Source organism: Mycobacterium sp. ACS1612, assembly GCF_001667505.1.
In the GTDB taxonomy this organism is placed as follows: domain Bacteria; phylum Actinomycetota; class Actinomycetes; order Mycobacteriales; family Mycobacteriaceae; genus Mycobacterium.
In genome coordinates this window covers 181890-195763 of sequence record NZ_LZHZ01000054.1, presented here as the reverse complement: position 1 = coordinate 195763, position 13874 = coordinate 181890, and the positions used below count along the sequence as shown (strand labels likewise).

General features: G+C 66.8%; 13 protein-coding genes. 9 read left to right on the top strand and 4 right to left on the bottom strand.

The features are described 5' to 3' along the window. The first annotated feature begins 135 nt into the window (after positions 1-135). Positions 136-1023 carry a DUF559 domain-containing protein gene (locus tag A5724_RS22125; protein WP_067807146.1) on the top strand — a complete coding sequence of 296 codons (888 nt, stop codon included), beginning with the start codon at positions 136-138 and terminating at the stop codon, positions 1021-1023. Positions 1024-1090: 67 nt separating this feature from the next. On the opposite strand, the gene A5724_RS22120 is transcribed toward A5724_RS22125, so the two are convergent. After that, on the bottom strand, positions 1091-1564 hold the full coding sequence (locus A5724_RS22120) for a gamma-glutamylcyclotransferase (RefSeq protein WP_067807144.1): 474 nt from the start codon (positions 1562-1564) through the stop codon (positions 1091-1093). Between the two features lie 65 nt (positions 1565-1629). On the opposite strand from A5724_RS22120, the gene A5724_RS22115 reads away from it, so the two are divergent. The 4 genes from A5724_RS22115 to A5724_RS22100 are packed head-to-tail and all read left to right on the top strand — an operon-like array spanning position 1630 to position 6156. Next, on the top strand, positions 1630-3045 hold the full coding sequence (locus tag A5724_RS22115; protein ID WP_067807141.1) for an NAD(P)H-quinone dehydrogenase: 1416 nt from the start codon (positions 1630-1632) through the stop codon (positions 3043-3045). A gap of 55 nt (positions 3046-3100) precedes the next feature. Then, complete coding sequence (locus A5724_RS22110) at positions 3101-4840, top strand: glycerol-3-phosphate dehydrogenase/oxidase (protein ID WP_067807138.1); 1740 nt, start codon at positions 3101-3103, stop codon at positions 4838-4840. Next, positions 4837-5697, top strand: a complete 861-nt coding sequence (locus tag A5724_RS22105; protein WP_082965196.1) for a pseudouridine synthase — start codon at positions 4837-4839, stop codon at positions 5695-5697. Before A5724_RS22110 ends, A5724_RS22105 begins: the two co-directional genes overlap by 4 nt. Before the next feature lie 3 nt (positions 5698-5700). Beyond that, complete coding sequence (locus A5724_RS22100) at positions 5701-6156, top strand: type VI secretion system tube protein Hcp (RefSeq protein ID WP_067807132.1); 456 nt, start codon at positions 5701-5703, stop codon at positions 6154-6156. 6 nt (positions 6157-6162) lie between these two features. Here A5724_RS22100 and A5724_RS22095 read toward each other — a convergent pair whose 3' ends face one another. Beyond that, the gene (locus tag A5724_RS22095; protein ID WP_232004933.1) at positions 6163-7983 is read right to left on the bottom strand and encodes a glycoside hydrolase family 2 protein; all 1821 of its coding nucleotides are present in this window, start codon (positions 7981-7983) and stop codon (positions 6163-6165) included. Between the two features lie 488 nt (positions 7984-8471). Here A5724_RS22095 and A5724_RS22090 point away from each other — a divergent pair, with 488 nt between their 5' ends. Together A5724_RS22090 and A5724_RS22085 are read left to right on the top strand one after the other, a co-directional pair. Beyond that, on the top strand, positions 8472-9380 hold the full coding sequence (locus A5724_RS22090) for an NAD(P)H-binding protein (RefSeq protein WP_232004932.1): 909 nt from the start codon (positions 8472-8474) through the stop codon (positions 9378-9380). Between the two features lie 38 nt (positions 9381-9418). Next, positions 9419-10156 (top strand): SDR family NAD(P)-dependent oxidoreductase, encoded by a 738-nt coding sequence (locus tag A5724_RS22085; RefSeq protein ID WP_369830654.1) that lies wholly within the window; start codon positions 9419-9421, stop codon positions 10154-10156. Here A5724_RS22085 and A5724_RS22080 read toward each other — a convergent pair. Both A5724_RS22080 and A5724_RS22075 read right to left on the bottom strand, forming a co-directional pair. Further along, positions 10125-10907 (bottom strand): enoyl-CoA hydratase/isomerase family protein, encoded by a 783-nt coding sequence (locus A5724_RS22080; RefSeq protein WP_067807282.1) that lies wholly within the window; start codon positions 10905-10907, stop codon positions 10125-10127. The genes A5724_RS22085 and A5724_RS22080 overlap by 32 nt on opposite strands. Positions 10908-10917: 10 nt before the next feature. Continuing rightward, the gene (locus tag A5724_RS22075; RefSeq protein ID WP_067807123.1) at positions 10918-11601 is read right to left on the bottom strand and encodes a TetR family transcriptional regulator; all 684 of its coding nucleotides are present in this window, start codon (positions 11599-11601) and stop codon (positions 10918-10920) included. A gap of 69 nt (positions 11602-11670) precedes the next feature. On the opposite strand from A5724_RS22075, the gene A5724_RS22070 reads away from it, so the two are divergent. Together A5724_RS22070 and A5724_RS22065 are read left to right on the top strand one after the other, a co-directional pair. After that, positions 11671-12696: a ferredoxin reductase gene (locus A5724_RS22070; RefSeq protein WP_067807121.1), complete on the top strand. Its 1026-nt coding sequence runs from the start codon at positions 11671-11673 to the stop codon at positions 12694-12696. Positions 12697-12713: 17 nt separating this feature from the next. Beyond that, positions 12714-13820, top strand: a complete 1107-nt coding sequence (locus tag A5724_RS22065) for a fatty acid desaturase (protein ID WP_067807117.1) — start codon at positions 12714-12716, stop codon at positions 13818-13820. Positions 13821-13874 lie beyond the last annotated feature (54 nt).

Sequence of the window (13874 nt, the reverse complement as noted above, 5' to 3'; positions counted from 1 at the left end):
CTTCGCCGCGAGCGACCGCGTCTGTACGTCGACACGCGTGCAGCGCTGGCATTTTGCGGTCGCTCGCCACGGGTTATCCACAGGGCGATCGGTTGGTGCTACCGCGGAGTGAGTCGGCCGGTGACGATCTGAGATGTGCATCCAGAGCTCGACGTGTTGTTCGACCGTCAGAACGGGATCGCGAGCAGCGGCCAAATCCTGACCTACCTCAGCAGACGTGAATTCGAAGCTATGGTGAATTGCGGTGTGCTGGAACGAATTTGGCAGGGTATCTACGGCCGAGGCGAGCCCGACGACCTGACCCGGTTGCGCGGGTTGGACTTCGCCTGCGGTACCCGTGTTCCGGTCTGCCTCTCCACGGCGGCGGCCCTTCACGGCTTCGATACCGAACAGCCCGCCGATCTGCACGTGCTCAGTCCGCCCGGTTCCCGGTTGCGCAACGCGGACGGCCTCGTAGTTCACCGGCGCGACGGCGCACCGTTGGTCAGAGTGGGTGAGCGTCTCGTCACGTCGCCCGCGTGGACGGCTGTCGAGGTGGCTCGCAGCGTTCACCGACCTCGCGCATTGGCGACGTTGGACGCCGCGCTGCGCAGCGGGACATGTCAGCGTGTCGATTTGTCGCGCGCCGCTGCCCAGCAAGCGGGGCGGCGCGGCATCGTCGCTGTCCGGGAGTTGATTCCGCTTGCGGACGGCCTAGCCGAATCGCCGATGGAGAGCGAAGCCCGACTGAAGATGATCGACGGCGGTCTGCCGCGGCCGGCGTTGCAGTACGAGATCCTTGACGGCAACAGCGAGTGGCGTCGCGTCGATTTCGCCTGGCCAGACCAGCGCCTGGCGGTGGAATACGACGGCGAAGACTGGCACAGCGGCGCCGAGGCGATGCGGCGAGATCGCCGACGTCAGGCCGCCCTGCAGGACGTCGGATGGACCGTTTTTGCGATCGTCTTCGAAGACGTCAGATACCGGTCGTGGGAATTCGTTGGCCGCATCGACAGACACCTTCGTCACGCCCGCGCGGCGTGAGCGACCGCGAAATGCCAACAAACCGCGGCGTGTCGACGTACAGACACGGTCGCTCGCGGCAGAAAGGTTACGTGCCCGGGCCGATGTTGCGGGCTGGGCGGGTGCGCAGATCGTGCACGTATTCCGCTGGCGCGCCGGCGATTTCGGCGGCGTCAGCCATCACACCGAGGTAGCGGGCCGACGGGATGCCGCCCTCCCAGGCGTCCACCACATACAACCACGCGAGCACCGGTTCGAAGCTGGTGTCCGACGACGTACGGTCGACGCGGCACCGGATCTTCTTGTGGATGCCCAGCTCTGAACCTTCCCAGCGGTCGAGGTTCTTCTCGTCTTCCTTCGTCATGTCGTAGAGCACGACGAACACCTTCGACGCCGGATCCTCGACGACGGTGGCCAGCGCGCCGTCCCAACCGATGTCCTCGCCGCCGAACGTCAGCCGCCAGCCGTGCAGCCACCCCGTCCCCGCCATCGGTGAGTGGGGAGCGCGCTCCAACATCTGCTCCGGATGCATGTTCGATCCGTAGGCGGCGTACAGCGTCACGGGGAAAGCCTAAGGCTTCGCCCAGTGGCTGGGCGGCCAACCTCCGGCTTCGTTAGGTTAGGGCGGTGGCAACCCGCATCGTGATCATCGGCGGCGGGCCCGCCGGCTATGAGGCGGCGCTCGTCGCGGCCGCGAGGGGCCGGGAGGTGGCTGAGGTCACCGTCGTCGACTCCGACGGCATCGGCGGTGCCTGCGTGCTGTGGGACTGCGTGCCGTCCAAGACGTTGATCGCGTCGACGGGAGTGCGCACCGAACTGCGCCGCGCGTCGCCGCTCGGCTTCGACATCGCGATCGAGGACGCCAAGATCTCGCTGGACCAGATCCACAACCGGGTCAAGACGCTGGCGAAGTCGCAGTCGACCGACATCGGTCATCAACTGCTGCGCGCCGGCGTCAATGTGGTGGCCGGTCGCGCCGAACTGGTCGACGACACCTCCGGCCTGGCGCAGCACCGGGTCAAGGTCACGACGGTCGACGGCAGGGTCGCGACGCTGAAGGCCGACGTCGTGCTGATCGCCACCGGCGCCAGCCCGCGCGTACTGCCCAACGCGGTGCCCGACGGCGAACGAATCCTGAACTGGCGCCAGCTCTATGACCTTCACGAACTGCCCCAGCACCTGATCATCGTCGGCTCCGGCGTCACCGGCGCCGAGTTCTGCAACGCCTACACCGAACTCGGTGTGCCGGTGACGGTGGTGGCCAGCCGCGACCAGATCCTGCCCCACGAAGACTCCGACGCCGCCGCGGTGCTGGAGGAGGCGTTCGCCGAACGCGGCGTCAAGCTCGTCAAGAACGCCAGGGCCGAATCGGTGCGGCGGACGTCCACGGGTGTGATCGTGACGATGGCCGACGGCCGAACCGTCGAGGGCAGCCACGCGCTGATGACGGTCGGTTCGGTGCCCAACACGTCGGGCCTCGGTCTGGAAAAGGTCGGCATCACACTCGGGCAAGGCAACTATCTGACCGTGGACCGGGTGTCACGCACCTCGGCGGCGGGGATCTACGCCGCCGGCGACTGCACCGGGCTGTTGCCGCTGGCGTCGGTGGCCGCCATGCAGGGCCGCATTGCGATGTATCACGCGCTGGGCGAGGCGGTCAGCCCAATCCGGTTGCGGACGGTGGCGGCAGCGGTGTTCACCAGGCCGGAGATCGCTGCGGTCGGCGTTCCGCAGTCGCGGATCGACGACGGCACCGTGGCCGCGCGCACGCTGATGCTGCCGCTGAACACCAATGCGCGGGCCAAGATGTCGCTGCTGCGGCTGGGCTTCGTCAAGATCTTCTGCAGGCCGGCGACCGGCGTGGTCATCGGCGGTGTGGTGGTCGCACCGATCGCGTCGGAGCTGATCCTGCCGATCGCGCTTTCCGTGCAGAACAACCTCACCGTCACTGACCTGGCGCAGACGCTGTCGGTGTACCCGTCGCTGTCCGGCTCCATCGTCGAGGCGGCCCGCAGGTTGATGGCACACGACGATCTCGACTAACCCGTAACCTGGGAATGGACAACCGTACCGACGAGTAACAAGGGATCCATTCGAAGTGAGCGACCCGACCACGGTCAATGGTGAGACCTTGCTCGGCCCGGAGCAGCGCAAACAGGCGTGGCAGCGGCTCGGCACCGAGCAATTCGACGTCGTCGTGATCGGTGGCGGCGTGGTCGGTGCTGGCGCCGCCCTCGACGCGGCGACGCGCGGCCTGAAGGTCGCGCTCGTCGAGGCCCGCGACTACGCGTCCGGCACGTCGAGTCGCAGCAGCAAGATGTTCCACGGCGGGCTGCGCTACCTCGAACAGCTGGAGTTCGGCTTGGTGCGCGAAGCGCTGCACGAGCGGGAACTGTCGCTCACCACACTCGCGCCGCATCTGGTCAAACCGTTGCCGTTCCTGTTCCCGCTCACCCATCGGTGGTGGGAACGGCCCTACATCGCCGCGGGCATCTTCCTCTACGACCAGTTGGGCGGCGCGAAATCCGTTCCCGCCCAAAAGCATCTGACCCGCGCTGGCGCGCTGCGGTTGTCGCCGGGGCTCAAGCGCTCTTCGCTGATCGGCGGCATCCGCTACTACGACACCGTCGTCGACGACGCGCGTCACACCATGATGGTGGCCCGCACCGCGGCCCACTACGGCGCGGTGGTGCGGACCTCCACCCAGGTGGTGTCGCTGCTGCGTGAGGGCGACCGGGTGATCGGCGTGCGGGTCCGCGATTCGGAGAACGGCGACGTGACCGAGGTGCGCGGCCATGTCGTCGTCAACGCCACCGGAGTGTGGACCGACGAGATCCAGGCGCTGTCCAAGCAACGCGGCCGGTTCCGGGTGCGCGCGTCGAAGGGCGTGCATGTGGTCGTGCCGCGGGACCGCATCGTCAGCGAGGTGGCGATCATCCTGCGCACCGAGAAGTCGGTGCTGTTCGTCATCCCATGGGGCACGCACTGGATCATCGGCACCACCGACACCGACTGGAACCTCGACCTGGCCCACCCGGCGGCCACCAAGGCCGACATCGACTACATCCTCGGCCACGTCAACACCGTGCTGGCGACGCCGCTGACGCACGACGACATCGACGGCGTCTACGCGGGCCTGCGACCGCTGCTGGCGGGGGAGAGCGAGGAGACCTCGAAGCTGTCGCGCGAGCACGCGGTGGCGGTCCCCGCCCCTGGCCTTGTCGCGATCGCCGGCGGCAAGTACACCACCTACCGGGTGATGGGCGCCGACGCCATCGACGCGGCCGCCGAGTTCATCCCCGCCCGCGTCGCGACCTCGATCACCGAGAAGGTGCCGCTGATGGGCGCCGACGGCTACTTCGCGCTGGTGAACCAGACCGAGAGTGTCGGTGCGCATTACGGTCTGCACCCGTACCGGGTGCGCCACCTGCTGGACCGCTACGGATCGCTGATCGGCGAGGTGCTCGCGATGGCCAAGGGCAGGCCGGAACTGTTGACGCCCATCACCGAAGCGCCGGTGTATCTCAAGGTCGAGGCGTGGTATGCCGCCGCAGCCGAGGCCGCGCTGCATCTGGAGGACATCCTGGCCCGCCGGATGCGGATCTCGATCGAGTACCCGCACCGCGGCGTCGACTGTGCCCGTGAAGTCGCCGAAGTCGTTGCGCCCGTGCTGGGTTGGAGCGCTGAGGACATCGACCGCGAGGTGTCCACCTACATCGCGCGGGTCGACGCGGAGGTCCGCTCGCAGCAGCAACCCGACGACGAGTCCGCCGATGCGCTGCGCGCCGCCGCTCCCGAGGCGCGCGCCGAGATCCTCGAGCCGGTTCCGCTGAATTGAGACCGGCACCGCTTCCGGTGCGCGACGGCCTGGGCCCGGCGCGGGTGCGGTTGCGCGGCGGCCTGGTGGTCGACGAGTTCCTGGCCCGCTGGGGCTCCGAGGCCGCGGCGAAAGTGCTTGCCGGAGAAGTGGTTTCACCCGATGGCACCGTCGTCACCCCGACCACCGCACTGCCCGCCGGTTCGCACGTCTACTTCTACCGCGAGCTGCGCGACGAGGTGCCGGTGCCGTTCGACATCCCGGTGCTGTACCGCGACGACGACATCGTCGTGGTCGACAAGCCGCACTTCCTGGCGACCATGCCGCGCGGCAGACACGTCGCGCAGACGGCGGTGGTGCGGCTGCGGCGCGAACTCGACCTACCGGAACTGTCGCCTGCGCACCGGCTCGATCGGCTCACGGCGGGCGTGCTGCTGTTGACCACAAGGCGTGAGGTTCGCGGTCGTTACCAGACGCTGTTCTCGCGCGGCGAAGTCCGCAAGACGTATCTGGCGCGCGCGGACGTCGATCCGAGCCTCGACTTCCCGATCGTGGTGCGCAACCGAATCATCAAGCGGCGCGGGCAGTTACAGGCAGTGGCGGAGCAGGGGGAACCGAACGCGGAGACGCGCATCGAGCACATGGGTGACGGCCTGTACCGCTTGACGCCGCGTACCGGACGAACCCATCAACTGCGTGTGCAGATGGCCTCAGTCGGCGTGCCGATCCTCGGTGACCCGTTGTACCCCAGAGTCCTCGACGTCGCGCCTGACGACTTCTCCCAGCCGCTGCAGTTGCTGGCGCACAGCCTCGAGTTCGACGATCCGATCAGTTGTGAGCGGCGGGTATTCAGCACCAGTCGGACTCTGGGAAGGTGAAGCATGGCAGATGATGGCTCGCACAGGATGTTTCTGCTGCTCGACAAGATCCCCGGCGGATCCACCGTCAAGGGCCGCAAGGGATGGATCGACATCGTCGGCGTCGACTGGGGTGTCGAGCAGGCTGTGGCGATCAGCGGCACGGGGAGCGGAATGAGTGGCGCGGGGTCGAAGCAGCGGCGGTTGCTGTTCACCGCCGGATCCGGATCCGCCTCCCCGTTGTTGTTCGAGGCGTGCGTGGCCGGAAAGCACATCAGCAAGGGGACTTTCGAGGTTCAGCGCGGGAAGTCGGTGGTGGTGCGGTGGGCGTTCGAGGACATGCTGGTGACGGCGTTCGGTAGCGCCGCCGCAGACCAGGGCGACGGCCTCGTCGACACGTTCACGTTGCTCGCCCGGCGGCTGCGTTACACCACCGACGCCACTCGGGGTTGGGACTTCTTGAGCAAGACACCGTGGTAGCCGACGTCAACGACGGTCGCCCGGATCCGTGCCCGTCGCGATCACCGCGCGATTCCGATCCGCGATCACCTGAAGCGGCATCTTGATCACCCGGCGGTCGTAACTCATGTACCCGTTGACCTCGTTCTCGACGTCGGTCGTCTGGGTATAGATCGCACCCGACAGGCCGCCGTTGCGGATGACGTCCTCGAGTTCCTGGCTGATCTTGACGTAGCGCTCGGTCAATTTCGCTGCGTCCGGGGCCATCTCGTAGGCCTCGGGCGGCCCGGGCCACCGATTCTTGTCGAGCACCATCCCGAGTCCGCCGTACTCGCCGAGCACCCGTACCCGGCGGTCGCGGTCGTCGGCCATGGGTGGATGGCCGGGGCCGACGTAGGTGTGGTCGTCGTAGATGTCGCCCGCCATGCTGTCGGGGCGTGACTTGCAGCAGTTCACCCCGCTGTTCGCGTCGACCATGCGGGTCGGGTCGGCCGCCTTCACCACGCCCGCGATCCTGGCCGTGTCGTATTCGGCCCAGCCCTCGTTGAACGGCACCCAGCCGACGATCGAGGTCACGCTGCGCAACTGGTCGATCATCGCCATCAGTTCGCGCTCGAAGTTCGCCTTCGCCTCCGGCGGCGGATCCGGCAGCGGCCCGACCGGTATGTCGAGCGACACGTACAGCGACGGCATGTCCTGCCACACCAGCAGTCCCAGCTTGTCGGCCCAGTAGTACCAACGCGCCGGTTCCACCTTGGCGTGCTTGCGCACGAAGTTCATCCCGAACGCCTTGGTCTGCTCGAGGTCGAACTTCAGCGCGTCGTCGGTGGGTGCGGTGTAGAGCCCGTCGGGCCAGTAGCCCTGATCCAGCGGGCCGTACAGGAACACCATCTTGCCGTTCAACGCGATTCGCGGTCTGCCCTTGGCGTCGTTGACAGTCCCGATGGTGCGCAATCCGGCATAGCTGGACACCTCGTCGACGACCTTGCCCGACGGACTGACCAGCCGGACCTTGAGGTCGTAGAGGTACGGATCGTCCGGGGACCACAGGCGCGCGTTCGGCATCGGCAGGCGCACCGCCTGCCCCGCCTCAGCGGTCGCCGTCGACACCACCGCGCCGCCGGGTTCGGAGACCACCACCTCGGCGCGCTCGTTCTTCTTGTCGGTGATGCGGGGCGTCACCGTGAGGCTCGTCAGGTCGGGGGTGATGTCGAGCTTGTCGATGTGGGTGGCGCGCACCGGTTCGATCCACACGGTCTGCCAGATCCCCGACGACCCGGTGTAGAACAGCCCCTTGGGCGCGTTGCGCTGCTTGCCGACCGGAAACGGGTTCCACTCGTTGCGGTCATCGACCCGCACGACGATCTCCTGCGAGCCGGGGAATCGCAGGGCCTTCGTGATGTCGGCGGTGAACTCGGTGTATCCGCCTTCGTGGTGGGCCACTTCCTGGTTGTTCACCCACACCGTGGCGATCTGGTCGACGGCACCGAAATGCAGGAGCACGTGGCGCCCGAGCCAGTCGCTGGGCAGCTTGAAAACCTTGCGGTACCACATCTGTTCGTCGTGGCGTTGGACGCCGGACAGTGCGGACTCCGTGGGATAGGGGACCAGAATGCGCTCGGTGTAGTCGTTGGGCTGGGGCGGGGCAGGCAGCGCGTTGCGTGCCGATCTGCCGGTGTAATCCCAGACACCGTTGAGGTTCAGCCAGCGGGTCCGCGTCATCTGCGGGCGTGGGTAGTCAGGCAGCGCGTTGTCGGGCCCGACGAGGTGAGTCCACGGCGTGGTCAGTGGCGGCGTCATGGGCTGATGCCAACCGACGACGGCGCCTGCGGGCGCGTTGGACGTCATGACGACAGCTAACAGTGCGCACGCCATTGCGGCGAAGCTGAGGCGACACCACTTCTTGATGTCAGCGGACACGACAACCCTCACGTAGAAAACGAACAACACAGGTGCGCATCGCATGCCCCCTGCACACCATCAACCAGCAAACGCATCGACCCGGTCGGCGATCTGAGAATCCGGCGGGTCGCGCATGAATCGCGCCGAGCACAGATCCGGTGAGTGTGGTTGCCGATGGCAATCTAGCCGAGCTACATCAAGATCGCTACAAAATACGAAATCCTTTTCCCACAATCATTTTTCATCCCCGATGTGACCAATCAGACAACGGTGTCACGAGCAGGTGGCCACCCCGGCACCTCAGGTTATCGCCGGTGTCGCCGTCGCTGTTACATGCATCGGGGCTCGTGGTGCTTGCCAATGGAGCAAAACGAATTCGGCCCCCTGACCGGCTGTCGACCGGCCGAGAAACGAAGCGCTGGCAGGATGGCATGGTGAGCGCCACATACCTGATCAGCGGGGCAGGTGGAGGAATCGGCAGCGTCAGTCGTCGTGTCGTGCAGTTGTTGCTCGAGGACGGCGCGCCGGTGCGGGCCATGGTGCATAGCGACGACGAACGCGCCGACCAACTGCGCGCGATGGGCGCCGAGGTAATCGTCGGTGATCTGACCCGCGCCGCTGACATCGCCGACGCGATCGCCGGTGTGCAGCGGATGTTCTTCAACATGAGCGTATCGCCCGATTACCTGCGGGCGACGACCGAAGTGTGCGCGGTGGCACTGGACCGCGGCCGACTCGACGCGATCGTGAACATGTCGCAGATGACGGTGTCGCAGATGACGCTGACGAGCACCGACGAGTCCAACCAGCACCGGTTGCATTGGCTGGCCGAACACGTGCTGAACTGGTCGGGTCTGCCGGTGATCCACGTCAGGCCAACCACTTTCCTCGACAATCCGCTGTTCACGATGCTGGCCAAGAAGGGGCTTCGCGAGCGTGGCGTGCTGGCACTGCCGTTCGGGACAGGGCGCACCTCACCGGTCACCGCCGACGACGTCGCCCGCGTCGTCGCTGCCCTGCTGCGCGACCCGACCGACCGGATCGGCGGGGTGGTCGAACTCACCGGCCCCGAGGTGCTCGACATCGACGGGCTCGCCGAGCAATACGGGCGGGCGCTGAACCGCCCGATCACGGGGCAGGATGTCGCGCTCGACGTATGGGATCGCGACGTGCTCGGGCCCGTCGGCCTTTCCGACCACGTCCGGCAGCACATCGCCACCATGGCCCGTTTGCACCGGAACGGCCGCTACGACCGGACCACCCACGACGTCGAGCAGATCACCGGGCGGCCCGCACAAACCGTCGAGCAGTACGTGGCCGCCAATCCGCATCTGTTCTACTGAGCGGCGTGAATCGCGAAGCGTTCGAGCGTCTTTTCGACATGACCGGCCGCACCGTCATCGTGACGGGCGGCACCCGGGGAATCGGTCTCGCACTGGCCGAGGGCTATGTGCTCGCGGGCGCACGCGTCGCGGTGGCCAGCCGGAAACCCGACGCCTGCGAACAGGCCGCCGAACATCTGCGTGGGCTCGGCGGCGAGGCCATCGGCGTGCCGACGCACCTCGGCGATCTCGACGCGCTGCGTGCCCTGGTGCAGCGGACGGTTCACGAGTTCGGCGGCGTCGACGTCGTGGTCAACAACGCCGCGAACCCGCTGGCCCAACCGCTCGGCCAGATCGACGCCGACGCGTTGGCCAAGTCGTACGACGTCAACGTGCGCGGCCCGGTGTTTCTGGTGCAGGAAGCGCTGCCGCACCTGAAGGCCAGCGAACACGCCGCGGTGCTGAACATGGTCTCGATCGGTGCGTTCATCTTCTCGCCGATGCTGTCGATCTACTCGTCGGCCAAGGCGGCGATGATGTCGTTCACCCGGTCGATGGCCGCGGAGTTCGTGCACTTCGGCATCCGCGTCAACGCGCTTGCGCCCGGGCCTGTCGACACCTACATGATGCAGCAGAACCCGCCCGAGGTGATTTCGGGAATGGTCGGCGGCACGCTGATGAAGCGGTTGGGCACGCCCGACGAAATGGTCGGCGCAGCATTGCTTTTGACCTCCGACGCCGGTAGCTACATCACCGGTCAGGTCATCATTGCCGACGGCGGGGCAACACCGCACTAGCCGCTTCGAGCATCTCGCCGCTGGTTGACGCCAGGATCTGGCTGCGGTTCTCCACGTGCAACGCGGCATCCAGGCTGGCGGCCGCCAGGTTGGCCCACAGCACCTGTTTGGTCGATTCGACGCCGAACTTGCCGTAACCGCAGAGTGTTTCGGCGATGGCCAGCGCCTCGTCGAGCACCGAATCGCAGATTCGCGAGACGATGCCCAACCGCAGCGCCTCGTCGGCGTCGACTGCTCGGGCAGTGAGGATCAGGTCGAACGCCTGCCCGGCACCGACGATGCGGGGCAGCGTGTAGCTGACACCGATGTCGCAACCGCCGAGGCCGAGCTTGATGAACTGCGTACAGAACCGGGCCGATGCCGAGGCCAGGCGGATGTCGCACGCCAGCGCGATGCCGAAACCGCCGCCGTACGCGGGACCGTTGACCGCCGCGATCACCGGTTGCCGCAACCGGTGGATCTTCGCGGTGAGATTCGCGATGCGCTCCTGCCAGCGCATGCCCGACCGCGGGAACTCGACGCCGCCGCCCGCCTGCGCCGGATTCGGGTCGGTCAGGTCCAGACCCGAGCAGAACCCGCGTCCGGCACCGGTGAGCACCACGACCCGGCATTCGTTGCTCGCGGCGATATCGTCGAGGGCCGCGTGCAGTTCCTCGACCAGATCGAAGTTCAGCGCGTTGAGCTTTGCGGGCCGGTTCAACGTCAGCACGGCGATGTCGGGACGCGGGTAGGTCAGATCCAGGTGCGACATGCGCCTCACGCTAGCCGTCGCTGCGCCACCCGCTGACGCCGACGGCGATCATCCGCAACTGCTTGACCGCGGTGCGCTTGATCTCGTCGATGGCCGCCGCGTCGTTGGCGTCCTCGATGGCTTCGGCGATCACGATCATCGCGTTGACGAACAGGCTGGCGAGGATGTTGAGGTCCTCACCGCTCCACGTGTTCAGCCCGGGGAACCTGGCCAGATCGATCGCCAATTCGGAGGTGATCAGGCGGATCTCGGTGCGGATCGCGTACCGCAGCACCGTCACGCCGCTGGAGCGCTCACGGCCGATGAACCGCCAGTGTTCGCGGTCGGAGTTGACGCCGTCGATCAGGATGTCGACCGAGGACTCGATCACCCGGTTGGGGTCGAGCCTGCCCGCCCTTGCGCTGCGCAGCATGTCGCGCAGCCTGCGGAACGACTCGTCGATCAGCACCAGGCCGAGCGCCTCCATCGACTCGAAGTGCCGATAGAACGCCGCGGGCACGATGCCGGCTTCCCTGGTGACTTCGCGCAGGCTCAGCGCGGCGAAGCTGCGGTCCTCGAGCAGCTTCATCGCCGCCGTGACGATGGCCCGCCGGGTGGCTTCCTTGCGCTCCTCGCGCGACAGCGTGTCGCGGGAACGCGACTTACCCGAACGAGTAGATCGGCTCGTTCGTGAACTGGGCGTACGACTGTTCACTATGTGAAACCTACCACAAGCTGCTCGAATTGGTTGACGCGATCAACGGGCATCACGCACGGTGTACATATGTTCACTCAAATATTTGACCTGCTCACCGCGCCGCACGGCGTGGACCGGTACACGGAGCTGGTCGCCCCGACTTGGACCGCGGGCGACGCCCGGGCCAAGATCGTCGCGGTGCGCAGGCAAACTCCGCGCAGTGTCACCCTGACTCTCGAGCCCAACCGGGCGTTTTCCGGCTTCCGCGCCGGCCAGCACGTCAACCTCACCGTCGAGATCAACGGCCGTCGCCGGACCCGGCCCTACTCACCGGCGAGCGCGGAGGGCGCCTCGCACATCGAACTGACCATCGGCCGCCACGACGGCGGGCTGGTGTCGACCCACCTCTGCGACCACGCTCGGCCGGGCATGGTCGTCGGGCTGGATTCGGTGGGCGGTGACTTCGTGCTGCCCGACGCGCTGCCGCGGCGCATCCTTTTCGTCTCCGGCGGCAGCGGCATCACGCCGGTGATGTCGATGCTGCGCACGATGCGGACCACGGGATTCACCGGCGAGATCGCGTTCATCCACTACGCGCGTTCGGCCGACGAAGCGTGCTACCGCACCGAACTCGAGGCGATGCGAGGCGTGCGTGTTCTGCACGGCTACACCCGCGCGACGGCGGGCTCGGACCTCGACGGCCGATTCGGTCCCGAGCACCTGGCTGCGGCGATGCCCGACCCAGAGGCGGTCTTCGTCTGCGGGCCGTTGGCTCTGGTGGATGCCGTCCGCGAGCACTGCCGCAACGTGCGCTCGGAGAGCTTCGTGCCGCCGGTGTTCGACGTGCCGGCCGAGGCGTCCGGCGGTCGGATTTCGTTGACCGACAGCGGCGTTCAGCTCGTCGACGATGGGCGGCCGCTGCTCGAGCAGGCTGAATCCGCCGGCCTCACACCCGAAAGCGGATGCCGGATGGGCATCTGCCACAGCTGCACCCGCCGCAAGACCCGCGGCGCGGTGAAAAACCTGATCACCCAAGCGGTGTCGAGCGTCGAACAGGAGGACGTGCAGATCTGCGTGACCGTCCCCGTCGGCGACGTCGACATCGCGCTCTAGATTCTGAGGAGCTGAAAATGACTGCACCAACCGTGACTCAACCCAAAACCGTGACGAAGACGGTCGCTGGAAAGACCGTCACCATGACTGGAGAGCAGGCCGAGGCGTTCGGCCGTGAACTCGACGCGCTGCGCGAGCGGGTGATCGCCGACCTTGGCGAGCGTGACGCCACGTACATCCGTCGAATCATCAAGGCGCAGAGGGCACTCGAGGTCGGCGGACGGGCGCTGTTGTTCGGCGGGATCTTCCCGCCGTTCTGGCTGGCGGGCACCGCGATGCTGGCCCTGTCGAAGATTGTCGACAACATGGAGATCGGCCACAACGTGATGCACGGCCAGTACGACTGGATGGGCGATCCGGCGATCTCCAGTCGGGGTTTCGAGTGGGACACCGCATGCCCTGGCGACCAGTGGCGGCACTCGCACAACTACATGCACCACACCTATACGAACATCGTCGGGATGGACCGCGACATCGGCTACGGCATCCTGCGGATGAGCGAGGACCAGAAGTGGCGCCCCTACTTCCTCGGCAACCCGGTGTACGCGTTCCTGTTGATGGTGCTGTTCCAGTACGGCGTCGCGCTGCACGAACTGGAGACCGAGCGGATTCGTGCCGGCGAGATCACCCTCGCCGACAAACGCGAGATCCTGGAAGGCATCTGGCGTAAGACCAAGCGGCAGACGCTCAAAGACTACGTCGCCTTCCCGCTGCTGGCCGGACCGTTCGCGCCGTGGGTGTTCGCGGGCGACGTGACCGCAAACCTGATCCGCAACGTCTGGTCGTTCATGATCATCTTCTGCGGGCACTTTCCCGACGACGTGCAGGAGTTCTCGATCGAGGAGACCAAGGCCGAGACCCGCGGGATGTGGTACTTCCGGCAGGTCCTCGGATCGGCGAACCTGACCGGCGGCAAGCTCTTTCACATCCTGAGCGGCAACCTGTCGTTCCAGATCGAGCATCACCTGTTCCCCGACATTCCGGCGCACCGGCACGCCGAAATCTCCGAAGAGGTGCGCGAGATCTGTGGCCGGTACGGTGTCCCGTACAACACGGGCCCGTTGCCGCGACAGTTCGCCACGGTGGTCCGCAAGATCGTGAGGCTGGCGCTGCCGCGCCGGTGACCGCCGCGCCCGCGCCCCGCGCCCCGCGCCCCGCGCCGAGACTACGGTTTCTGA